This is a genomic window from Peribacillus sp. FSL P2-0133, assembly GCF_037975445.1.
GTDB lineage: Bacteria > Bacillota > Bacilli > Bacillales > DSM-1321 > Peribacillus > Peribacillus simplex_E.
In genome coordinates this window covers 1,835,639-1,858,682 of sequence record NZ_CP150254.1, presented here as the reverse complement: position 1 = coordinate 1,858,682, position 23,044 = coordinate 1,835,639, and the positions used below count along the sequence as shown (strand labels likewise).

General features: G+C 37.6%; 22 protein-coding genes and 1 pseudogene. 7 read left to right on the top strand and 16 right to left on the bottom strand.

Features of this window, described 5'->3' with window-relative positions:
• Window positions 1–386 precede the first annotated feature (386 nt).
• From MKY17_RS08965 to MKY17_RS08950, 4 genes and pseudogenes are all read left to right on the top strand, one after another.
• Window positions 387–761 carry an S-Ena type endospore appendage gene (locus MKY17_RS08965; RefSeq protein ID WP_142323992.1) on the top strand — a complete coding sequence of 125 codons (375 nt, stop codon included), beginning with the start codon at window positions 387–389 and terminating at the stop codon, window positions 759–761.
• A gap of 300 nt (window positions 762–1,061) precedes the next feature.
• Window positions 1,062–1,400, top strand: coding sequence for an S-Ena type endospore appendage (locus MKY17_RS08960; RefSeq protein ID WP_098372714.1), 339 nt, complete (start codon window positions 1,062–1,064; stop codon window positions 1,398–1,400).
• Window positions 1,401–1,464: 64 nt separating this feature from the next.
• The gene (locus MKY17_RS08955; RefSeq protein ID WP_286177174.1) at window positions 1,465–1,878 is read left to right on the top strand and encodes an S-Ena type endospore appendage; all 414 of its coding nucleotides are present in this window, start codon (window positions 1,465–1,467) and stop codon (window positions 1,876–1,878) included.
• Window positions 1,879–2,541: 663 nt separating this feature from the next.
• Window positions 2,542–2,871: pseudogene (locus tag MKY17_RS08950) on the top strand (HTH domain-containing protein); the annotation flags it as partial.
• Window positions 2,872–3,199: 328 nt separating this feature from the next.
• On the opposite strand, the gene MKY17_RS08945 reads toward MKY17_RS08950, so the two are convergent.
• The gene (locus MKY17_RS08945; RefSeq protein ID WP_098372712.1) at window positions 3,200–4,165 is read right to left on the bottom strand and encodes a hypothetical protein; all 966 of its coding nucleotides are present in this window, start codon (window positions 4,163–4,165) and stop codon (window positions 3,200–3,202) included.
• A 285-nt stretch (window positions 4,166–4,450) separates the two neighbouring features.
• Between MKY17_RS08945 and MKY17_RS08940 the strand changes: the two genes are divergently transcribed.
• Complete coding sequence (locus MKY17_RS08940) at window positions 4,451–4,714, top strand: hypothetical protein (RefSeq protein ID WP_098372711.1); 264 nt, start codon at window positions 4,451–4,453, stop codon at window positions 4,712–4,714.
• A gap of 95 nt (window positions 4,715–4,809) precedes the next feature.
• Here the strand turns inward: MKY17_RS08940 and MKY17_RS08935 are convergent, their stop codons facing one another.
• On the bottom strand, window positions 4,810–5,154 hold the full coding sequence (locus MKY17_RS08935; RefSeq protein ID WP_339201667.1) for a YolD-like family protein: 345 nt from the start codon (window positions 5,152–5,154) through the stop codon (window positions 4,810–4,812).
• A 463-nt stretch (window positions 5,155–5,617) separates the two neighbouring features.
• On the opposite strand from MKY17_RS08935, the gene MKY17_RS08930 reads away from it, so the two are divergent.
• Window positions 5,618–6,244, top strand: coding sequence for a hypothetical protein (locus MKY17_RS08930; RefSeq protein WP_098372951.1), 627 nt, complete (start codon window positions 5,618–5,620; stop codon window positions 6,242–6,244).
• Window positions 6,245–6,512: 268 nt separating this feature from the next.
• Here MKY17_RS08930 and MKY17_RS08925 read toward each other — a convergent pair whose 3' ends face one another.
• The 5 genes from MKY17_RS08925 to hflX form a co-directional block, all read right to left on the bottom strand.
• Entirely contained in the window at window positions 6,513–7,139 is a 627-nt protein-coding gene (locus MKY17_RS08925; protein WP_098372709.1) for a major tail protein, read from the bottom strand.
• 258 nt (window positions 7,140–7,397) lie between these two features.
• A complete protein-coding gene (glnA, locus tag MKY17_RS08920) occupies window positions 7,398–8,732 on the bottom strand; it encodes a type I glutamate--ammonia ligase (protein ID WP_034313424.1) in 1,335 nt (444 codons plus the stop codon).
• A 38-nt stretch (window positions 8,733–8,770) separates the two neighbouring features.
• Window positions 8,771–9,175 carry a MerR family transcriptional regulator gene (locus tag MKY17_RS08915; protein ID WP_076368569.1) on the bottom strand — a complete coding sequence of 135 codons (405 nt, stop codon included), beginning with the start codon at window positions 9,173–9,175 and terminating at the stop codon, window positions 8,771–8,773.
• Window positions 9,176–9,370: 195 nt separating this feature from the next.
• Complete coding sequence (locus tag MKY17_RS08910; RefSeq protein WP_098372708.1) at window positions 9,371–10,639, bottom strand: methionine gamma-lyase family protein; 1,269 nt, start codon at window positions 10,637–10,639, stop codon at window positions 9,371–9,373.
• 12 nt (window positions 10,640–10,651) lie between these two features.
• Window positions 10,652–11,905 carry a GTPase HflX gene (hflX, locus tag MKY17_RS08905; protein ID WP_144528769.1) on the bottom strand — a complete coding sequence of 418 codons (1,254 nt, stop codon included), beginning with the start codon at window positions 11,903–11,905 and terminating at the stop codon, window positions 10,652–10,654.
• 168 nt (window positions 11,906–12,073) lie between these two features.
• On the opposite strand from hflX, the gene MKY17_RS08900 reads away from it, so the two are divergent.
• Window positions 12,074–12,682 (top strand): trimeric intracellular cation channel family protein, encoded by a 609-nt coding sequence (locus tag MKY17_RS08900; RefSeq protein WP_098372706.1) that lies wholly within the window; start codon window positions 12,074–12,076, stop codon window positions 12,680–12,682.
• Between the two features lie 37 nt (window positions 12,683–12,719).
• On the opposite strand, the gene spoVK is transcribed toward MKY17_RS08900, so the two are convergent.
• From spoVK to MKY17_RS08855, 9 genes are all read right to left on the bottom strand, one after another.
• Window positions 12,720–13,676 (bottom strand): stage V sporulation protein K, encoded by a 957-nt coding sequence (spoVK, locus tag MKY17_RS08895; protein WP_063236403.1) that lies wholly within the window; start codon window positions 13,674–13,676, stop codon window positions 12,720–12,722.
• Window positions 13,677–14,064: 388 nt separating this feature from the next.
• Entirely contained in the window at window positions 14,065–14,298 is a 234-nt protein-coding gene (gene hfq / locus MKY17_RS08890) for an RNA chaperone Hfq (RefSeq protein WP_034313436.1), read from the bottom strand.
• Between the two features lie 3 nt (window positions 14,299–14,301).
• Window positions 14,302–15,288: a tRNA (adenosine(37)-N6)-dimethylallyltransferase MiaA gene (miaA, locus tag MKY17_RS08885; RefSeq protein WP_098372704.1), complete on the bottom strand. Its 987-nt coding sequence runs from the start codon at window positions 15,286–15,288 to the stop codon at window positions 14,302–14,304.
• A 305-nt stretch (window positions 15,289–15,593) separates the two neighbouring features.
• Window positions 15,594–16,916, bottom strand: coding sequence for an ATP-binding protein (locus MKY17_RS08880; RefSeq protein ID WP_098372703.1), 1,323 nt, complete (start codon window positions 16,914–16,916; stop codon window positions 15,594–15,596).
• Window positions 16,917–17,445: 529 nt separating this feature from the next.
• Window positions 17,446–19,386, bottom strand: a complete 1,941-nt coding sequence (locus MKY17_RS08875; protein ID WP_098372702.1) for an ABC transporter permease — start codon at window positions 19,384–19,386, stop codon at window positions 17,446–17,448.
• The gene (locus tag MKY17_RS08870; RefSeq protein WP_096341012.1) at window positions 19,364–20,140 is read right to left on the bottom strand and encodes an ABC transporter ATP-binding protein; all 777 of its coding nucleotides are present in this window, start codon (window positions 20,138–20,140) and stop codon (window positions 19,364–19,366) included. Before MKY17_RS08870 ends, MKY17_RS08875 begins: the two co-directional genes overlap by 23 nt.
• 97 nt (window positions 20,141–20,237) lie before the next feature.
• Window positions 20,238–21,299: a sensor histidine kinase gene (locus tag MKY17_RS08865; RefSeq protein WP_098372701.1), complete on the bottom strand. Its 1,062-nt coding sequence runs from the start codon at window positions 21,297–21,299 to the stop codon at window positions 20,238–20,240.
• Window positions 21,296–22,003, bottom strand: coding sequence for a response regulator transcription factor (locus tag MKY17_RS08860; RefSeq protein ID WP_098372700.1), 708 nt, complete (start codon window positions 22,001–22,003; stop codon window positions 21,296–21,298). The genes MKY17_RS08865 and MKY17_RS08860 overlap by 4 nt, the downstream gene beginning before the upstream one ends.
• A gap of 103 nt (window positions 22,004–22,106) precedes the next feature.
• Entirely contained in the window at window positions 22,107–22,562 is a 456-nt protein-coding gene (locus MKY17_RS08855; RefSeq protein ID WP_098372699.1) for an SMI1/KNR4 family protein, read from the bottom strand.
• Window positions 22,563–23,044: the final 482 nt, after the last annotated feature.

Sequence of the window (23,044 nt, the reverse complement as noted above, 5' to 3'; positions counted from 1 at the left end):
TCACGATATTTCACCGGGGATGAATTTACATATCTTCAAGTTAGGGATGATTTAGAAAATACAACTAAAGAAACGGTTATTTTTAACGGTATAGAAACCGCGGTTCCTGACAATGGAAAACCTTCCTGTTTAACTAACGTGATTCCCATAAATACACCAAAAGTAGTCCCATTTTTAATCATAAAACCCTTGTTCAAGTTATAAGTACAGGCAATTTGTACAGTATATTAATAGAAATATAGTAACTTGAATTAGGGGGTGGAAGTAATTTGAGTAAACAAAAAAAATGTTCAGATTGCAAGTACACTAAATGCAGATGCAAGCATGAAAAATGTAGAGTTTGTGGGCACAAAAAATGCAAATGCATAGTCGAGAAAAAAATCAAAGTGAAAGTAAATATACCTACAGAAATGTCAGGACCAATTGTATGCAATAGCACATGTGGTAATCTGTTATTGACCGATCAGGTTCCGAGTCTAGAAATTTGGAAAGCGAGAATTTTGATGGACGCTACCGTAACAATCTCTGTATTCAATAGTGCTATGAGCACTGCATCGGTTCGGGTTCTCGTGAATCGAAATGATGAAAGTCCAGTTGAATTCTCCGTTCCTTCTGGCAATACGCTTTCAGCAACAGTAGATGCTGCCGAATCGATTATCGTATTTGGGATAGACACAGGGAGAACTGAGGGGAAATATTATTTGGAAGTATGCTTTCCTGTTATTTGCGATGACAAACGTAAACAAAAAAAAGATAAATAAGAAAAATGCAACAAGGAACCCAGCCATTGTAAAATAAAAAAATAGTTACTGAAACGTAAACTTTTCTACAAGTAATCAAACTATTTTAAATCCTAAAGGAGTTCTATTCACTTCTTTATCCTTCATAAGTATTCCACATATTTAAGGGAAATTGCCTTCCACCTTTTCTATTTCTATTAACGGAATTAAAATAATTTAGCAAATATTACACTCATGTCAGTTGCAAAATTGCAAAATTTACATTCTATAATATTGAATGGCTAATACAAGCTGTTTAATAGTAAATAGGAGGAATTCATAATGTGTGGTTCAAATGGAATTAACGGAGGTTGCTGCCCTCCTGCACAGGTGTTTCAAGAAAAAATTTGTGGTAATTTTAACGGCCCTTTAACGGGTGTGGAAATATGGTCTGCTCCAGCAGGCGCTTATTCTTCAGGAACTTTTGAAATTTTCAACTCAGCTTCTAGTACTGCTACAGTAACGGCTACAGGGACATCAACTCCAGCGATAGCTTTAAGTGCTGCTCCAGGAAATACTGACTCACAATCAGTTAATCAACCTACTAGTTTTACTATTACAGCAGGTGCTGGAGATAATGGGTCATATTGTATCAATTTGTATAAGCGTGTTCTAGCGTAATAAAGATATAAAGGAATTTATTACTCTATATCTTTTAAAACGGACTTCATACTCTATTAGAGGAATGAAGATCAAGTATCGAACAGATAAAACATATCTGGAAAAAATCAATCGAAAGGAGAAATATACAATGTGTTTTTATGACTCTTGTTGTCCTCCTGCTCAGATATTTCAAGAAAGCATTTGCGGTAATTTTAATGGTCCAACAATTGGAGTAGTAGATGAGACGGTATTTACTGCTCCCGTTGGTACTTACATTGAAGGGACTTTTGAGATTTTTAATTCTGCTGCAAGCGTTACAACTGTAACAGGTACAGTCAATTCATCAACAGCTCCTGTTACAACTACGATCGGGCCAGTACCACCAGGAAATACGATTGGTAAAAATGTGAAAAATCCAACTTCTTTTGTTATTCAAATGCCCGCAGGAACAAGTGGGACATACAATCTGACGCTATACAAGCGTATTCTAGCTTAAAACACTTTAAGTGCTGCCCTAGGAAATGCAGACTCATAATTAGTTAATCAACCTACTAAAAATGCTATATCCTCACTAACAAATGGGTTCTGGTGCAAATATGATTTATTAGAGCTGATGAAGGAACACAAAAATAATTAATCTTTTCTCAAAACATGCTTTTGTTCGTTTATCAAGAGTCATAGCATAAATTTGTTTAACCTATATTTGCCTGAAATAAAAAAACCCCTGACACCAAAGGTGCCAAGGGTTTTAAAGATTAATACATTGACATATATCGTTCGCGTTCCCATGGGTGAACTTGTGTTCTAAACATGTACTAACCGTTAATATAGTGTCAATCTTGCACAAAAATACCTATTTATAAGGGTTCCTTTGAATTTATCTATCAAAATAAATCATAATAACTCAAGCATTATCGGGCATTTACCGGGTGATTTTCGGGCAGTATTTTAGTGTAATATTCATTTAAAAAAACAAAATAAAAGAGCACAGCGTGTTAAAGTCGTGTTGGTAGCACTTCTTAAACCGTCCGCCTACTCTGAATATGCAAACACTTGCTGCACCCTTAGATGTAGTTTATTACATTATGGGTTTCTTCGTAACGGTTTGCTAATCAATGGTGAATCGTTGCTTTTTTGTTTCCTAAAAGAGACCAAATTAATGAAGAAACGTATCTATGTAATCGCAAATGAAGAAGCATATAACAACTTATCATCTTTCATTGACGTAGAAGAATTAAATAAGAATGTACGAGTTTGTCGAGACGCCATTCGTGCTTCTGTAAAACGTGTAGATGTACAAGCTAGATTAATTAAATTGTTAGAGATTTTAAAGCGTCACAGCTGCAATCAAATCGATGTGAGCTATATGTGTAAGAATACAATTGCAGATAAGCTTGAAGTTTCTTATAAAACAGTACAACGTTTAATGAAAAAACTTGAAGACCTAGGCATGATCCGCCAAGTACCAATGAAGAGAAAAAAGGATATACGAACTTATACTGTATTTGAGGAGTCCTATTTACGGAAAACTTATCCAAAAATAGGAAAGACCTGCTTCATGTTGGAATAGGGTATATGAATTCTCCTTTTGATTTTTGACTCGTCTTACAATGCTGTATAAGTAAGGAACAAAAAAAGGCCTGGTAATCCAGACCTCTTATCCGGGAAAGTGATTCCACTAATAAAACCAACTACCTTTTAGATTTATCTTTTATAGTTTTTGCTATTGCTAAAAAAACTATAAATCCGATAATACCCACGAAACCTAATATATTAATTATAGTAGACAATCCGATTCTTCCTTTCCGTTAATAATCTTATTCTTTATTTTGAATAACAACTCTAAAGGAACCAAAAGTTTGTTGACTCTCATAATTATCAGCATTTACTTCATAAGGAAATGGGAAGGCGATGAGTTGGAAATTACTTTCTCTTTCAATGTCGGGTAAATTAAAATCAAAAAGATGTCTAGTTTCTGGTGGAACAGTGGTATATAAGACGTCTGTGTTATCTCTAACTGCAACTTGTTCCCAATCTTTTAAAGCTATGATTGCATATCTGATCTCAGCATTTGTCTCATTTCCGGCAGAGAACTTAAGTTTCTTGCCTTCTTTTTCAGTCATAATTGATTGCAACTTTTCCTGACTATTTGTGATAGATATATTTTCATTGAATCCATCCTTTACAATAGTATCAGGTTTTACTTCCTTTACTTTTTTTGCATCTTTCCCGCTGTCAGCTTTGTTGATGGAATACCGCATACATAAAACTTGTTCTAAAATCCCTGCCCTATTTAGGTCGAGCTCCTTCAATTTATACTCTGGCTTTTGAACGATTACAAAAGTCAATTCACTGGAGTCGGAACGAATGGGAACAGAAACTTTGAAGTTTATGGAGGTATTAGGTTTCGCTTCAAAGAAAAATTTATTTACTTCCTGCTCCTTATTTTCAGCTTTGAAATTTACTTGTTTATAATCTTCAAAAATAAGTAAAGCATACTTTCTGTCCTCATCAATGTCATTGTCTACTGAGGCAACAACTGTCACTTCATTGTTTTTACTATTAAGTGCACTTCCTTCATCGATAAGTTTACCATTCAAATCTATCAAACCATACCCAACCGAACCATACTCAGCCGCATTCGTTTCTTCGCTTTCTTTTTCAATATCATCATTATTAGACGTACTTAATCTTAATTCTTTAGGTGGAGATGAAGCATAAAACCAGTAAAAAACCCCAAGCAATATCAAAACAGATAACGCAGCTATGTAGTATTTTTTCATAAAACCAATCTTCTCCTAATTAAAAGAGATATGCAATGAGCATATCTCTTCATTATTTTTCTACTACCAATTACCAATAGGCCTTTGTTTGACCATTAACAGTTTTATACCCTTTAAGTTTAAAAGTATGAGTCCCAATAGCAAAATCATTCCTGAAGTATGTTGAACCGTTCAATGTTTTAACTCCAATATAGTCCGCCTTTGTAGAACTTGCCGGTGAATAAGGGTTATTTTTTTTGTAATCATATTAAGAAATTTTCATAGGGAGAGGGTGGGAGTAATAAAATGCAGACTATCTCAATAAAAGAAATTAAACATAAAAGCGTTTTATCTATTACTGGGGGTAATGGGAAAATTATTAGAAAAATAGATTTAATAATAGGTAATAAATACATTGTAAATCCTTTGAATCCGAACAAGCTTAAAAATCGAGATAGGAAAGTGATTTTAGTGAGTATAGAAAATGATAAAATATATGTAAAAGTTAATTATCTCGACACATCCCGTCCAGGTAAAGTTGAAATTAGTGATTTAGATACTATAGTGTAATTATAATAGTAATAACTTCCACAAACAATAAGTTAGAATTAGTTGGTTATTTATGATATAAAAAGCCCTTACTCTTCGGGGCTTTTATTAATTTATTAATCCTCAACGATTACATTAATGATATTACCAAATTGAATATACTCAAAGGAACTATCTTTCTTCTGGATTCGTAACTCTTTCGTAACAGGATGAATGTACACACAATATCCATGCAATTCTTTTGAATTTCCCTCATTATGTAATGTAAAACTTATCGGTAAATGATATTCCATCACATAGTGAATATTGTTTTCAAACTCTTCAACCTGGTATTCATCAAGGATAGGTTTTTTATTTAGAAAATAATCGACCTCACCTATTTTTTTATTTAAAGCTTTATGTTCCGGCATAATTAATGCAGCTTGCCATTTAACGAGCCCTCTATCACGAATTGTACTCATCAGTAAGATCCCTCCTTTACATCTATTATATACGAACAGGCGTTCTTGTTAAAGGCAGAAAAAAATTCCTTCCCAAATAAGTTCGGGCTAGAGAAATGTTGATTCTTGAACAAATAAAAAAGACCACTCATTGTGGTCTTCTTTTATGCTCTATGGAACTAAAGCACCCGGTAGTTGAAGAAGGTTTCTAACCTCCCCCTCAATTTTCCAATTTATTCAATCATTAATTTCGGATACTCTATAGGTGATAACTTTCTGAGTCTACAGCAGAATTGATTTGTAAAACAGCAAACCGCCTATATTTAGTAGAGATAAGCTCTTTAAAAACTAATCTACATAAACTATGAAGAATTAATAAAAAGAAGGTGAGAAAGTGAGTAAAAATAAGGATAGCTCTTCACGCAAGGATGAAGAGAAAGTGAGTAATAATGAGCATAGCTCTTTACGCAAAGATGAAGAGAAAGTGAGTAATAATGAGCATAGCTCTTTACGTAAAGATGAAGCAAAAATAGGATCGGCACACCAAGAGTGTATTGACCGTGCTTATCGTATTCCCATATTTTTAAGTACGACAACTCATTTAAATGATAACCAACAACAGTTTCTAAACCGTCTAATTTTTGAGATTGAGAATGCTTTGCTTTTTCCACGTACATTACCTTTAAGCGAAAGTTATCCCGAAGCCATTTTAACCGATATTCGTCGGTTAGTTTCATCAAGCTATGGAATGTTAGCAGTAAACCTCCGTCGTTTTCAAATTAAGACCGTTGGCGTTAATGAGGGACCCCTTCCACCATCCACTCCGTTCTGGGAAGGATCAGTTTATTCACAAGTAGAACCTTCAATGGCTTTTCAATTTGGTCTACCCTTATTATTAGTTAGGGAAGAAGATACTGACGCAAATAATGGAATTTGGGCAGGAGGAATTGCCCCACTCAACCTATTTATAGTTTGGCGTTCTGAAACTCAAACTGTTGATCAATTCTTTAACACTCCTGAATGGAGATCAGCCTTTGCAAATTGGAGTGCACAAGTAAGAAATGCCTTTTATATTCAGACAGAACCTAAGTTCAAGTACAGTTGTCAATGATAAAACTGGTGCTTTTGCATCAAGTCGAAAATATACAAGGTTTTGTTCACCCTTATATATTTTCGACTTATTCACATAAAAACAAATATTTCCATTTGGTTACCAATTACAAAATTGAACCCAGATACAAAAAGATTTACTTCATTAAATAAACAGCCTTTAATGAAAGTAATTCACCAGTTGAAAGAAGTGTCTAGGACAGTAAATTGTTTCTTTAGAACCTTCACTAAAAGGAAAAATTAAGATAAAGCAGGAATATTCCTGCTCTTTATCCTTCCACACCACCTTGCTCTCCAGTTGTTCCTGGATAAGGTTTGCCAAATATCTTTTGGAATAGAGAATCCCGGCTGTCTGTTTCACCTTTTTTGTCAGCTCCGAAAAGAACTGATTTTTCAGATTCGGTTCCTTCTACATAACGCTCCATAAATTCTCCAGTGACTTCTTCATTATCAAATTCTTTGTTTTCTTCTTTGGTTTTACCGGAAATTTTAGAACGCATGAACATTCCTTTTGTAAGCCCCACCCACTCTTTAGAACCGTCCTCAAATGTCTTAGTAAATACCGCTGCCACATAAGGTGGCACATCCTCACCGCCAATGGACGAAAGTCCGTCCACTGTTTCTAGACCAAATAAAATATTCTTATCCTGAATGGGTACTTTGTGAAATTGAGTGGATACTGTTACATTTCCACCTGAAATAGCAATTTCAGCTGTACCACTATCCCCATAGGCCCTCATCGCTTCTTGCGGCATTTCTACCTCAATATTTTGCAGAAATTTAATCCGGGTAATTTCACCAGCCGTAAATGAATGGTCATCGTCATCTGTTAAAACCGCATAATAAAATTCATTCACACCGGTAGATGCTCTATAGCTTTTTTTCTCTTCTGCCAAATTAATCACTCCTATTTAGAATAATAAAAAAAGACACCTTATAAAGTGTCTAGATCGTCTCTGTATAATTTTCCCCGATACCTTCTGGCGTCCCGATAGATCCCTGTTTCTTCATCCCATTCATCGGGACCAGTACCTTGATGAAAACCAAAATTCCACATAACTTTCCCGATTTGTTCAGATAATTCTCTTGTATTTATGAATGAATGCCCGAAATAAAAAAACCCCTGACACCAAAGGTGCCAAGGGTTTTAAAGATTAATACATTGACATATATTGTTCGCGTTCCCATGGGTGAACTTGTGTTCTAAACATATCCCACTCGATTTCTTTTGCTTCGACGAAGTGTTCAAGTAAATGTTCACCTAATGCTTCTTTGATGACTTCATCGGATTTTAATGTTTCCAATGCAGCATATAAAGTAGCTGGTAGATCAACGATACCTACTTCTTCACGCTCTTCTTTATTCATTACATAGATATTGCGGTCAACTGGAGCTGGAGGAGTCAAGTCGTTCTTGATACCGTCAAGACCAGCTTTTAGCAGAACTGCAAGTGCCAAGTATGGGTTTGCTGCTGGATCGACACTACGTACCTCTACGCGAGTACTTACTCCGCGTGAAGCTGGGATACGGATTAGTGGGCTACGGTTTTTAGCGGACCATGCAACATAACAAGGAGCTTCGTAACCAGGAACTAGACGTTTGTATGAGTTAACAGTTGGGTTTGTTACCGCAGTGAAGCTTGGAGCATGCTTAATGATACCTGCGATAAATTGCTCAGCTGTTTTACTTAATTCCAATTTACCTTCTTTATCATAAAATGCGTTTTCGTTGCCTTTGAATAGAGAAACGTTACAGTGCATACCAGATCCGTTAACACCGAACAATGGTTTTGGCATGAATGTTGCGTGTAAACCATGTTTACGGGCAATCGTTTTAACAACCAATTTAAATGTTTGGATGTTATCACAAGCTGAAATTGCATCTGCATATTTAAAGTCAATTTCATGTTGTCCTGGAGCTACTTCATGGTGGGATGCTTCGATTTCAAATCCCATTTCTTCAAGCTCAAGAACGATATCACGACGGCAGTTTTCTCCTAGGTCAGTAGGTGCAAGGTCAAAGTATCCGCCTTTATCGTTCAATTCTAGAGTCGGCTCGCCTGCTGCATCCAGTTTGAATAGGAAGAATTCAGGTTCAGGTCCAAGATTGAAATCTGTGAAGCCCATTTCTCTTGCTTCTGCAAGTACACGTTTTAGGTTTGCACGTGGATCTCCATCAAAAGGTGTTCCATCCGTATTGTAAATATCACAGATTAAACGTGCAACTTTACCTTTTTCGGAAGTCCAAGGGAAGATAACCCATGTATTTAAATCAGGATATAGGTACATATCAGACTCTTCGATACGTACGAATCCTTCAATGGAAGATCCGTCAAACATCATTTTATTATCAAGTGCTTTTTCTAATTGACTGACTGGGATTTCAACGTTTTTAATTGTCCCTAAAATGTCAGTAAATTGTAAACGAATGTACTTAACATTTTCTTCTTTCGCTAAACGAGTGATGTCTTCACGTGTGAACTTTGCCAATTTCTATTCCCCCTAATAATCATTCATAAATCATATTTTTATTGGAAAAAACGGGACATATCCCCTTGTCGAAGAGATGTTCGATGCTTGCTTCCTTGTAAAAGCTCGGCACGCAGAAGCTTGCGAAGCTCCTCGTCACTAAGGTCCTGTCTTATCTTTTCCGCTTGTTCTAATTCTTGAGTTTTAGGTAAATTCTGTTCCTTTACAGTGAAAATCTTTTTGATGCCGGCAAGATTGACTCCTTGTTCGATTAAGTCTTTAATCTCAAGCAGTCGATCGATATCGTTTAATGAAAAAACCCGACGATTTCCATCTGTTCTCATAGGAGTAATAAGTTGATGCTCTTCGTAATACCGAATTTGGCGTGCAGACAACTCAGTTAGCTGCATGACGATTCCGATGGAAAAAAGAGGCATCGAACGCCGAATGTTGTTGCCGCTCATTCTTAGCATCCTCCTTTTGTTTATCTAAAATTATCTTATATCATGTTATTAAACTTGTCAATATCATGTTACATTTTATGACGTGTTTTTTTCAGAAAAATTAAATGATTTATTACTACTCAAATATTATGACTATTGCTTTTACAGGAATCCAATTGTATTTGGATTCCCATAACATACCTAACTTAGTTTCATTTACAATTGAATCAGCTTTTTGTCCATTAGCGCATTCACAGCAGTCAATACAGCTACTTTAACATGGGCGTATGTCAATCCGCCTTGAACGTAGGCAACATATGGAGCCCTTGTCGGACCATCTGCCGTAAGTTCAATGCTGGCCCCCTGTATAAAGGTGCCCGCTGCCATGATTACATCGTCTTCATATCCTGGCATATAGGCAGGATATGGTGTCACATGTGAATTGATTGGTGATGCATATTGGATGGCCTGACAGAAGGCGACCATCTTATCCCGGTCATTAAATTGGACGGATTGAATCAGGTCAGTTCGCTTCGCATCCCATTTAGGAGATGTATTCATACCGAGTTTTTCTAAAAAGGCAGCTGTGAATATGGCTCCTTTAACAGCTTGGCCCACGACATGTGGAGCAAGGAAGAACCCTTGGTACATTTCCTGCAGACTATAAAGCGACGCACCTGCTTCAGCCCCTATTCCTGGTGATGTTAACCGATAGGAACAAGCTTCAACCAAGTCCTTTTTACCAACAATGTATCCTCCGGTCTTCACAATCCCGCCACCGGGGTTTTTAATGAGTGAACCTGCCATTAAATCCGCTCCGACGTGACATGGTTCTTGTGTCTCAACAAACTCTCCATAACAGTTGTCCACGAACACGACGATTTCAGGGTTAATGTCTTTTACAAAAGAAATCATTTCCCTTATTTCATCAATCGTAAAGGAAGGACGTGTAGCATACCCTTTTGACCGTTGTATACCGATCATCTTCGTATTTGGTTGGATGGCTTGTTTGACAGCTTCGAAATCAACGGTTCCAGTTTCCTCTAACGGAACGGCCTTATAGCTGATCTGAAAATCACGCAAAGATCCGATACCCGAACCCCGGATGCCCACAATTTCTTCCAAAGTGTCATACGGCTTTCCAGTTATGTATAACAATTCATCCCCTGGGCGCAATATGCCGAAAAGAGCGGTGGAGATGGCGTGTGTGCCTGAAATAATTTGGGGGCGCACCAATCCAGCTTCCGCTCCAAATACATCTGCATATATCAATTCCAGCGTATCGCGGCCAATATCGTCGTATCCATACCCTGTAGTCGGGATGAAATGGGAATCACTCACTCTATGTGCTTGATAACTTTGTAATACGCGGAATTGATTTTCTTCAATTCGTTCGTCCACTTGCTTATGTAACGGAGAAATCATTGCTTCCACTTCCTGGGCAATGCTTTTCAACACTTCTCCATTAGTTAACTGATGATACATCAAAATTCCCCTTTATAATGAATATTTCTCCAGCTGCCCGGTTATTGGATGATCAGCTAGACAAAAACCTTTGCATTCATACCTTTCCGATTCTTCATTAAAGGAGAGCGTGCGCAATATGGTTTCATTTTTCAGCTGTGATAATAATTTACCCTCACTCGACGGCAGGAAAACATGATACGGGACCATTTCTTCAATCACGTACTTTTCAATTTCTTCCATGATTTGATTCAGGTCCGATTGTTCATAGGCACTGATCATTAATGAAGCACGACTTGCTGACCTGACAAAATCAGTGTGAATCTTATCTTTCTTATTATACAACGTTAGCTGTGGAATGGAAGGGACATCTAAGTCATTTAGCAAATCCTGCACCGTTTTCTGATGATTAAAGTAATCTGTACTTGAGGAATCGACCACATGAAGCAACAGATCCGCTTCTTTCACTTCTTCCAGGGTAGAACGGAATGCGGCAATTAAAGATGTCGGCAAATCTTGTATGAATCCAACCGTATCCGTCAGCAGCACGGTAAATCCGCTAGGAAGAATCGCCTTTCGTGTCATGGGATCCAATGTAGCGAACAATTGGTTCTCCTCGTATGAATCCGCCTCTGTCAAACGGTTGAACAGCGTTGATTTACCTGCATTCGTATATCCCACAAGTGCTATTTGAAATGTCTTATTACGTTTCCTTCTATCACGATAGCGTTCACGATGCTTCACTATCCCACTTAATTGTTGCTTGATTTCATCTATTTTCCCACGGATGTGGCGTCGGTCGCTTTCCAGCTTCGTCTCCCCTGGTCCCCTGGTGCCGATTCCGCCTCCTAGCCTGGACATCGCCGTCCCTTGTCCGACCAAACGCGGCAATAAATATTGGAGCTGGGCAAGTTCAACTTGCAACTTCCCTTCTCTGGATCTCGCCCGCTGAGCAAAGATATCCAATATTAGCTGTGTCCGGTCAATGATCCTTGCCTCCAATTGTTTCGAAAGGTTCCGAATCTGGCTCGGGGATAGTTCATCATTAAAGATAAATAAATCCGGCTCCAGCTCCTCTTCCAGATTCCGAAGTTCCTCCACTTTTCCTTTTCCTATATATGTAGCCGGATCGACACTTTCCCTTTTCTGGGAGATGGTCATTAAAACCTCACCATTCGCCGTCTTCGCCAAAGAAGCCAGTTCATCGAGTGAATATTCGAACCGTTCATTAGCCTCAGTTGTTTGACACCCAATCAACACGGCCGTTTCCTTTTTTGCTTCTTCCAAATCACATGCACCACCTTCTGGTAGATTTCAGTTAATCATAACAAAAAAATTGAATATATAAAAATTTCCTCAAAACGAAGCTTTTAACCGTTTTAAAAATTCCGATAACATGCTAAAATCATATTTGGCCTTACCATCAAAATCGAAAAGACATAGAGGGACATTCATATGACATGGGAAGTATTAAGCTTCATAGGTACGATTGCATTCGCTATTAGCGGAACCATCATCGCCATGGAAGAAGAGTATGATATTTTAGGAGTTTATATTTTAGGAATCATAACCGCCTTTGGCGGAGGGGCAATCCGTAATCTGTTGATCGGTGTCCCCGTTTCAGCGTTATGGGATCAAAGTTTCTATTTTGTCATCGCTTTAGTATCCATCACCATCGTTTTTGTTTTTCCTACAAACCTTTCAAAGCACTGGGACAGATGGGGAAACCTCACTGATGCCATTGGCCTTTCAGCCTTTGCCATCCAAGGGGCGATGTATGCTGTGGAACTTAATCATCCAATAAGCGCCATCATTGTATCAGCTGCATTAACCGGATGCGGCGGCGGGATACTCCGTGACGTGCTAGCTGGAAGAAAGCCATTGGTCTTCAGAAAAGAAATCTACGTAGTATGGGCCATCATTGCAGGCTTGGCTTTAGGCAGTGGTTTATTATCCCAGTCATGGCAGCTTTATTCGCTCTTTGCCGTCATCACGATATTGCGAGTCCTTTCTTACACCAATAATTGGCATCTTCCTAATAAGAAATGGGTGCCTAAAACATAAATTTGAAAAGCCCGCCATCTTGGCGGGCTTTTCCATGTCATTCTTTCTCATCATCCTCGAAAATCAAATCTTGGCTGGTAAGCGTCAGTAAATCGGATTTTTCAAATGAATCTTCCAGTAAAAGCCGCATTGCCTGCGCCCTAATAGACTTTTCAAGTACATTGCGGATATAACGTCCGTTGGAAAATGAAATAGGTCCCCGAAATGAACGCAATATGATTAAATGTTCTTTTAATTTCCTTTCGGCATCCCGATTCATTAGATACTCCTTTTCCTGCAGCATCAGATCGGCTATTTCCATTAACTGTTCAATCGTATAATCCGGAAAATCAATAACAAGCGGGAACCTGGAATGAAGGCCAGGATTAAGGCTGAGGAAATAATCCATTTCCCTCGAATATCCAGCAAGGATCAAAATGAATTCGTGCTGCCGATCCTCCATATGCTTGACAAGGGTATCTATGGCTTCTTTTCCAAAATCTTTTTCGCCGCCTCTTCCCAAGGAATAGGCTTCATCAATAAATAGAATCCCGCCAATGGCCTTTTTAATTAAATCCCTTGTTTTTTGGGCAGTATGACCAATGTATTCCCCGACCAAATCTGCCCTCTCCGCCTCAATTAAATGCCCTTTCGAAAGTACATTCATTTTTTGAAACAACTTACCGATTAAGCGTGCAACCGTTGTTTTCCCTGTTCCGGGATTTCCTTTAAACATCATATGCAGTGCTTGCCTGCCAGTTTTCAGCCCCTTTGCCTCACGTTGTTTATTGATGTAAATCCAGGCATATATCTCTTTTATCATCCGTTTCATTTCTTCCATTCCGACCAGCGATTTCAGTTCATCTTCAATCTCTTTCAATGCCACATGCTGGTGGGGGATTTCCTGCACCAAAATTTCTTTTATCGGCAGATCCTTTTGTAGCGCTTTTCTGTTTTCCGCATTAAACACAATATTGATTTGCCCGTTATTTTTCATACGGATCGGTTGTTCCAATGCATTCACCTCTCCATCTTGGACCCTAACTCAAACACCACAATTTTCGATTTATGATGGTCATAGGCATATGCTGCATAGCCAAAACTAACCCATCGGAAAATTCGTTTATTTCTTTTCGAGATTAAGCCCCATCCCTGCCTGGTAAGCGACTTATTCTGACAGGATTTTTTCATTGGAGGATTTGTTTCGACAAACTCCATTCCCGTTCACCAATTTATTAGGGATAATGTCATTTCCTGCGGTTTCCCGGAAAATAATCCGTTCCTTAATATATATTCAAATCAGGTACGTAAAATTATCGATTCTTTGAAAAAGAACAGAGAAGTGCATGCAAAAAAAACAGGTCGCTATAAGCTAAACCTGTTTTTCACATTCATATATATGATTATTCCTTCACTTCGTAATCAATCTGAACATTACGTTGTGGAGCAAATGTAGAGATCGCATGTTTATAGACTAATTGTTGTTTACCCTCTGATTCAAATAAAACGGTAAAATTATCGAACCCTTTCACTTGTCCTCTAATCTGGAAACCGTTTAATAAAAATACCGTCACATACGTACCATCTTTACGTAATTGATTAAGAAACTGATCTTGAATATTTACTGATTGTTTCATGTATTAGTCCTCCTCTTTTCTCTCTAAATTTATGTATTCGCCTTCACTGAAAAGCTTTCCTGCTATAAATCCAGATATTTCATGTATTTTTTTTGGAAAACCCTCGAGATCGGTCATATCAAACCAAATTACATCCATTTTATTCCGAAACCAGGTCAATTGCCTTTTTGCATATCGTCGGGAGTTTTGCTTTAATGTCTCAACTGCTTCATCCAATGAAGCCCTACCATCAAAAAAATCATAGATTTCTTTATAGCCTATAGCCTGGATTGATTGGCAATCCCTCAAACCTTTTTCATAAAATGACTCTACCTCTTGAATCAGCCCTTCTTCCACCATGCCATCAACACGTTGATCGATGCGTTGATATAACTTTTCACGTTCCATTGTCAATCCAATGATGCACGTATCATATTTCAATTCTGTAGGCTGTTCATTCAGCTGCTCACTCATTGTTTTACCAGTACAATGAAAAATCTCTAGTGCCCTGATCACCCTTCTTACATTATTAGGATGAATTCGATTCGCGCTTTCCGGGTCAACGCTGCGTAATTGTTCAAAAATGGGATCAATCCCCAAATCCCTAACCTGTTTTTCGAGTCCCTCCCTATAAACAGGGTCGGATGGTGCCTCCGAAAATTGATAATCATAAATGACCGATTGTATGTATAATCCTGTTCCTCCGACGATAATGGGAAGTTTTCCTCTGCTGTGGATCTCCTCGATACAAGCATTAGCCCGCTCCTGGAACTCTGCCGCACTAAAAGGTTCATCAGGGTCTTTAATATCAAGTAAATAATGAGGAATTCCCTCTGTTTCTTCCTTCTTGATTTTTGCAGTCCCAATATCCATCCCTTTATAAACCTGCATGGAGTCTCCGCTAATAATTTCACCATTAAATAACTTTGCCATCTCAATGCTCATCTTTGTCTTCCCAACAGCAGTCGGTCCAATGATAACGAGAAGTTTTCCTTTTTGTTGTTTCACAATCTCACTGCCTTAAATGATTTTTTCCCTATCTTATCATAATCTCGATGAAAGCAGCTAAACATCTACCCAGTATGTCCAATTCAGGTACTTTTATTCAACTTTTCACGGTAATAATCGTCATCTTTATATCGCTTAGATTGTCAGAGTGTAAAATTGCCAAAAATACATTTGAAGCTCACAGCTCCATTGCTCCTTCCCCTGGCAGAAGGGAATATAATCCAGTTAATAGAATCGAAAAAAGGTATGATTCCTTCTGCATTTGAGGAACCATACCTTTATATTTTTTGTCTTTCCTTTAGATCAATTTAGCCAATTTTTCCATTAACGGGTATGATCATCGAAACGGTCGTTTCTTTTTCAGTGGATTGTACATGAATCTCTCCATCATATCTGTTCACTAAGTCTTTAACGATGAACAATCCTTGTCCGCGAACTTTGCCCTTTTGTGCCTTTTTGGTTGAAAACCCGCTGGCGAATATGTTCTCGAGATCTAATTCCGAAATCATTGGTCCAGTGTTCGTTACCATAAAGGTATACTTTTCATCATCAGCTTTGCAGGCAATATTCATTCGTCGTTCTTGCTCTGGCAATTCAATTGTTGCCTCAATAGCATTGTCGATAACATTTGATAATAATTTAATCAAATCGATTGTTTTAATTCGATTGAAGGATTCGGGTGAAACATCAACCTCAATATCGATGTTATAATTCTGGGCCGAGAGCCTTTTTGTCTCTAACAGAACAGATAAGCCCGGGTGAGTCACATCCAATTTCATCGATTCAATTGTATGCACTTCTTTTGAAAGACCGGTTAAGTATTCGAGTGCTTTTGCGTTTTCCTCTAATTTAAGCAGTCCATGTATTACCTGAATATGATTGGAAAAATCATGCCTTAATGAGCGGACTGAAGCAATGAGTGATTGAAATTCCGATTGATACGTATCTTCCGTATCCCCCACTTCACGTGTCAGTTCCTTTTGATACCATTTTTGAATGACAAAAAAGGTAACCAGCAGCATGATAACAAATCCACCATTATAAACTAGAATGGCAATGCTGCTTTTCAATACCTTGCCGTTAATGGCATTAATATCTTCTGCGCTCACATCAATGCCCAAAAAACCAATTATGTCGCCATCTTGATTTTTCATCGGCACTCCCACAGTCAAATACTCACCATACTCCGGATCTTCTAGAATCCCGGTAATGAAGCTTTTTCCTTCATACCCCTGTTTGACCTGCTCCGGCGGAACAGTACATGCACCACCGATAGGAAAATCCCCTTTATGATCTTTAGAAAACCCAGTAATCATAGCCTTAGAGACTTCCGGATTATCAATCATGATGGTATAAACATATAATGCTCCTATTTTTTCACGGGCATCCTCTAAGTAAGCTTTTATATCCCTATAATCACGGCTATTTACTTGGTTATTAAGAAATCGCTGATAGGCCTCTATATCCATCGAGTCGGCAATAGATCTAGCAGCTACCAAGTTTTGATTAGCAACGGATTTTTGCACAGAATTTTTAATGCTTAAATATGTTGAAAACATATTTAGAAGAATGAAAACAATCAATAAAAGAATGGTCAAATAAATAAGTGCCCTTAACTTTTTATTTTTCATAGGATTAAACTTACCTCATCTCTAGCAGCTAAAAGTTAACGAACCTATTCTGAGTTTACTATATAAAGGGACAAAGAAATAGAGAAAAATCTAATAATCTCTATAATTCCAGGCATATAATACTATAATAAATCAAGTAATTAACAGATTACCCACTAACTTTCGATCATATAACTTTTTCATATTTTATCTGCACTGAACAAACTAATAATTTTTTCTAATAAATCATTTAATTTCCAATAATTAATTATATTAATATAATTTTATGTAAGAAAAAGGGGGGATTGACGATGTTCGGTTTGGTACTTTCTCTTTCAAATAAATAATTTTACCCTTTATATGAAAATATTACAAGAATCTAGAGGTTTTATCTGTAAAATTACACCATAATTCACACTTTTTATATTAATTTGCGTGGTAATAGGGAATCACTCCCCTTTCAATAGTACATATTAACTAATTTATCAATAAGGAAAACAAAAATGGAATCAGGACCTGACCCCCTGATTCCATTTACGTATGATAGCTTTTATTTAATCGAATTGATGACTGCGCGCTCATACATCTTTTTTGTTACTTGATAATATAGCAGTTGAAAAAGAAAATACGTTCCGATGACCATAGCAGAATAGACGAACAAGTTGGATCCCAATAAATTGCTTAATGCCACGTATGCGATTATGGCATGAATCATCCCTATTAGAAAAGGAGCGAAAAAGAGGATGCGTATTTCCGCACTTAAAATTTGCCGGATTTCTTTTTTTGTCAGTCCCAATCGATGAAGGGCATGAATTTGGATTTTTTTATCTTCTAAATTCGTAAAAACTCGCAGATACATCATGCTTCCTTGGACGATAAAGAATAATAAACTGACAAACAAGCCTATAAAAAGTATCAAAATGCTTCCCTGTTTCATTTCTTGATAAATCGGAGCTCTTGTTTGTAATTGATTCTGGTCTGGATTATTAGACATTTTTTCGATTTTACTGGATGTTTCCATTGATTCTTCCCAATCACTAATTTCATACCCGCGTACTCTTACCTTTTCTTTTAAAGGCACATCAGCAGTTATTTCATGAAACAGCCGATCATCGACCACCATCAGGGTCGTTGCTGACTTTATGGGGGCGACTATGGATTGATTGCGCTGACCAATCATTGTTACCTGTATGGTTTGTTTACCATAGTGAAGTTCCTTTTGTTCTCCCTTTTGGACGAATTGATAATCCAGTCCTCCATAAGGAAAAACGTATAACGATTCCTTTCCAGATAACTTTGCCGGATCAATTTTTCGCAATGCAGCCACATTGTTATAATCACTTTCCGAGATTAATAATGACCTATTTTCATTAGATTCTCCCGTTCTCATATGGGGTAACATGTAGGTAATGGGTACACCTGTCATATTTACTTTGTAAAGGATCTTGAATCCATCTTCCTTTAATGCTTTCTCTACTGCGGATGGTTCAATAATGGAATTTATAGAAGCATCATTTTCCACCCAGCCAATTGATTGAGGAATGTTATTCATCCCTTGCTTTTTTAAGTCTGCACTGAACATGAAAAGTGTGCCTGCAGCTGTCAAAATGACGGCTGTAATGATCGAGGTCAAAAAGAATAATCTGGAATAGTCTTTAATATTAAATATCAGGTTTGTTTGAGAAATTAAATTCGTTCCACCATATAAGCTTTTCTTCTTCCGGTAAAGCCTGCTGCAAAGAGCGACAATACTTTGGCTGAATAAAAAATAGGTGCCGATCAGTACGAAGAGTAAAATGGGCATTACTCGAATATAAGAATTGTTCAATGACATAGTGCCTGCCAAATAATAAGAAACGCCTAAGCTAACGGCCGATAATGCAATTAACCACTTTGAAACGAAGGGCGTCTTTTTTGGTTTTTGTTTATCTTTTAGTAAATCGACCACCTCCGCATTTCCAATGTGGAACAATGAAAGGAGCGATAATAGCTGAAATAGCAAAACGAAACCAACAATCGTATAAACAAAGGCCTCAGGGACAAAAACAAACGATATTGGTTGCTCTACAGCCAATAACCAAGAAACTGCCATTAAGAATAACTTTGAGAATAAAAACCCCAAGCCTACCCCAATCAGGATTGATATGAGGGAAACCATCGTTTGCTCCAGGTAAATCAGTTTTCTTAGTTGGGATTTGGACATTCCAAGCAGTGTCAGCAGCCCAAACTCTTTTTTTCGCGGCTGTATAAATGCGGCATTCGAATAAGCGATAAAGAAAACCGAAAATATGATAATCACTATTTCTGCTGCAATGAGTCCCCTACTAATTAGCTGTCCCCCAGGAATATTCGCATGGACCACATCAGGATGAAAGATAAATGATGCGTAAATAAAAAAGATTGAGACGGAAAGGACAATACTGAAAAAATAAGCTAGATATCGTTGTGCATTTCCCTGGATATTTCTCTTAGCGAGAAGTCGGATGTTCATGATAGACTCCTCCCAAAACGCTTAACGTATCTAAAATCCTTTGATGGAAACTCTGTCTTTCCCCTCCGCTGTGCACCTCCGAAAAGAACTTACCATCCTTTATGAATAGAATCCGGTCACAGAAGCTGGCGGCAGTCGGGTCATGAGTGACCATGAGGATGGTTGCTCCCTTTTTCTCCTGAAGTGTCGTGAGGGTATCCATTACCTGCTTGGCGGATTTGGAATCCAAATTACCAGTAGGTTCATCCGCTAAAATAATGGAAGGCTCATGAATCATCGCTCGTGCACATGCCGTTCGTTGCTGCTGACCTCCGGAAATTTCATAAGTCCGCTTTTCTAAAATCCCTTCTATACCAAGAAGGCTCGCCAACTGATTCACCCTATTTTCCATTTCCTGCAATTTATAATGATCTAACGCTAAAGGAAGGAGGATATTTTCGCGAACGGTAAGTGTATCAAGAAGATTGAAGTCTTGAAAAACAAATCCAATTTCCCTCCTGCGAAACAAAGCCAGGTCTTGATTGTTTAATTCATTAGGATTTTGATCATTTAGAATGACTTTACCTGTGGTGGGCTTATCAATCGTGGCCATTAAGTTAAGCAGAGTGGTTTTCCCGCTGCCTGATGGACCCATCACCCCGACAAATTCCCCTTTCTGTACATTCATGGTGAAATTATGTAACGCTTTATGAAATAAATTCCCCTGTTTTTGAAAATAAGTTTTGGATAATTGCTCCGCTTTTAAAATCGACATCCTGAAAACCTCCCTTTCTTACCGTAAGTATAATGAATAAAGCGGGAGGCTCCCATCGAAGTTTATTACATAATCGTTTAACACCCTTACAATTCTGTCACCTTTCATGTAAGGTATTTGTCTTAAAGAGAAATTCCACAGTAGTCCCTTCTGATACAGTCGATTGAATGGTAACACCATGCCCAAGCCTGTTAACGATTTCCTTCACTAGATATAATCCCATCCCGGTTGACTCTTGTTGGACTCGCCCGTTCTCTCCAGTAAAAAATGGATCAAACACCCGTTTTACATCATGTGGGACAATTCCAATTCCCTGATCAGTTACCCTAAGGAAAATCTCCGACTCTTTTTCAACAATGCTGAACGTTATGCTGTCATGCTCTTCCTGCCTTGAATACTTCAGTGCATTAAAGACCACCTGACTAATGGCGAAGTGGAGCCACTTACGATCCGAATGCACATATAAATTCTCAAGTTCCGTGTCAAGCCTGGGATATATGAACCGTTTGATGAACTGTTTCTTTTCCTCGTTAATCACTTGCTTGACTAGATTAATTAAGTCAACCCTTTCCGATTTTACATCCTCCGAAAAACGCTGCAGCCTTGCTCCATGCAATATAATTTCCAGTCCTCTGCGAAATCGATCATTCTCTTCTTCTACCTCTTTAAGATAATCCTTCATCGACTCATTCGTAAATGTCCTTTTGCCTTCTTGAACCAGTAAGGAAATGACTGAAACAGGTGTCTTCATTTGATGAACCCATTGATGAATCAACAGCTCATATTGCTCCTTCTGTTTGATTTGTTCTTGTAATTGCCCAATTGTTATCCGATTCATTTGTTGAAAAAGTTCCATCCACAACTTTTGTTCATTTGACAGGGGTTCCCTAAAGGCTTCGACAGATTCAAACGATAAGCTCGTTTCTTGCTTCATCCTTGCTAATTGATTAAGAAAACGGTAATGCCTTATGTAATCGGCCGCTAAAAATAGAAACATCATAAACAACGCGAGAATAATTAAATAGATGATATTTGAAATCGATATGTGATTCCCCGCTTCCAGAACGGCTAATGCATAAGCAATAATAAGCAGGCTTACCAATAGAACGGTATAAAAAATAAAATAAAGACGGTCTTTTATAAAGGATTTCAGCTTCACTTTTCTTCACCTTGCACTATTTTTAGTCGATATCCTTTTCCCCTGCTAGTTGTTATGGCTTGGTTGACGCCAATATCCTCAAGTTTTCTCCGTACCCTTGTGACATTGACGGTCAATGTGTTGTCATCAACAAATGAATCATCATTCCATAATGCTTCAAGTAAATCTTCACGCGAGACAATGGTGTCATACTGTCGTAGTAAACAACTCAATAATTTCAACTCATTTTGAGTTAACGTTACCCGATTGTCCTGATATTCGATCATCGCTTTTTCCGTATAAAGCGTTAATCCGTCCATTTCCTTTATTTGTTGGTGGAATGAAGATATTTCCGCATATTCACCATAAACCCTGCGTAGGACACTCTTTATTTTCGCTAGTACCACTTCCAAATGAAACGGTTTTGTTAAATAATCATCTCCCCCATATTCAATGGCCATGACTTGGTTCATTTCATCTGTCCTTGCAGAGATGAATATGATGGGAACCTTTGAAACCGTCCTTATTAGCCGGCACCAATGAAAACCATCATAATAGGGCAGATTAATATCCAATAAAACCAAATCTGGCTTTACCTCTTGGAACTCCGCAAAGACTTGGTCCAGTTGCTTCACTTCAAATACCTCATACCCGTACCTTTTTAAATAATTGACCAAGATTCCCGCTATTTTGAAATCGTCTTCAACCAATAATATTTTATACATCGTTTTCTCCTCATTCACATCAATCCTTCATATCAATTCAGCTATTGAAATGACAATAAAAAACCTTGAATGGTATGAGCCAATCAAGGGGATTCAAATAAAATTAGATTTCTTCCGGGATTTTCAATCCCTCAATGAAGGATTTAAAACTCGATGCAACTTTATAAATATTTTCATCCTGACTTGATGGATCCGAATACCAACCCTGATCCCAGAAGTAAACTCCCTTTTCCTCTTCATTATCTATCAGTAAGATTTTACCTGCACATGTATCATTACCTATTATAATGCAATTCTTATGTAAGTCTTCCCTATTTTCTTCATGCCATTTCTGTAAATCCAGTTCTTTATCTTGAAGCTCTAATCCATAAAGTAAATTTAAGCAAACGAGCGTGTCTAATCCATCTACATAAAACTTACTGTTTCGAACCGCAGTTGTGCCGCCATTATGCGTAAGGAGAAATTGTTTATAATCTGCAGGGATCTCAAAACCCACAAATTCCTGAAAATTATTCACTGCTTCTTGTGTCGCTTTTCCATATCCGTTAATATTAACCATTCTATCACTCCATTTCAGTTTATTGTAGCAAAATCAATTGATAATCTTATTCTGTAAGCCTGCTAATTGCTGTTTATAAAAAGGTCAGGACCTACACTCCATTTATGGAGATCGTTGAAAAATAAATTATCATTACTTAGAAAATAATACTTTTTTTAAATATATTAACATAATTTTACTATCCTTATCAGTATTTTCTGATATTTTTTTTGACAATTTCGTTGCATTTCAATAAGAAAATAGCTTTTATATAAAGAGTTTTTGTCGAAAAATCGATAAATCATATAATTCGTAGATAAATCAGGAGTTTTCGAAGATATATCTCCATTTTCGAAGATATATAGGGGGACGATGATGAAACTTAGCATTATTCCTCCTTCTTTATACAATTAAAAAGGCGCCCAACCATTATCTTCTAGGTTATGCGCCTTTTTCCTATTTATGAATTATCCCATTACAACTCAGACAACTTTATAGTCATC

What these genes read in the sequence shown, in the direction of transcription:
- MKY17_RS08870 (WP_096341012.1), bottom strand. Translation starts at nt 20,140, where the DNA reads ATGTCGATTTTAAAAGCGGAGCAATTATCCAAAACTTATTTTCAAAAA.
- MKY17_RS08855 (WP_098372699.1), bottom strand. Translation starts at nt 22,562, where the DNA reads ATGGTTAATATTAACGGATATGGAAAAGCGACACAAGAAGCAGTGAAT.
- MKY17_RS08900 (WP_098372706.1), top strand. Translation starts at nt 12,074, where the DNA reads ATGACATGGGAAGTATTAAGCTTCATAGGTACGATTGCATTCGCTATT.
- MKY17_RS08875 (WP_098372702.1), bottom strand. Translation starts at nt 19,386, where the DNA reads ATGAACATCCGACTTCTCGCTAAGAGAAATATCCAGGGAAATGCACAA.
- MKY17_RS08880 (WP_098372703.1), bottom strand. Translation starts at nt 16,916, where the DNA reads ATGAAAAATAAAAAGTTAAGGGCACTTATTTATTTGACCATTCTTTTA.
- MKY17_RS08910 (WP_098372708.1), bottom strand. Translation starts at nt 10,639, where the DNA reads ATGTATCATCAGTTAACTAATGGAGAAGTGTTGAAAAGCATTGCCCAG.
- MKY17_RS08945 (WP_098372712.1), bottom strand. Translation starts at nt 4,165, where the DNA reads ATGAAAAAATACTACATAGCTGCGTTATCTGTTTTGATATTGCTTGGG.
- MKY17_RS08955 (WP_286177174.1), top strand. Translation starts at nt 1,465, where the DNA reads ATGAAGATCAAGTATCGAACAGATAAAACATATCTGGAAAAAATCAAT.
- MKY17_RS08960 (WP_098372714.1), top strand. Translation starts at nt 1,062, where the DNA reads ATGTGTGGTTCAAATGGAATTAACGGAGGTTGCTGCCCTCCTGCACAG.
- MKY17_RS08860 (WP_098372700.1), bottom strand. Translation starts at nt 22,003, where the DNA reads ATGTATAAAATATTATTGGTTGAAGACGATTTCAAAATAGCGGGAATC.
- hfq (WP_034313436.1), bottom strand. Translation starts at nt 14,298, where the DNA reads ATGAAACAATCAGTAAATATTCAAGATCAGTTTCTTAATCAATTACGT.
- MKY17_RS08935 (WP_339201667.1), bottom strand. Translation starts at nt 5,154, where the DNA reads ATGAGTACAATTCGTGATAGAGGGCTCGTTAAATGGCAAGCTGCATTA.
- MKY17_RS08940 (WP_098372711.1), top strand. Translation starts at nt 4,451, where the DNA reads ATGCAGACTATCTCAATAAAAGAAATTAAACATAAAAGCGTTTTATCT.
- MKY17_RS08915 (WP_076368569.1), bottom strand. Translation starts at nt 9,175, where the DNA reads ATGAGCGGCAACAACATTCGGCGTTCGATGCCTCTTTTTTCCATCGGA.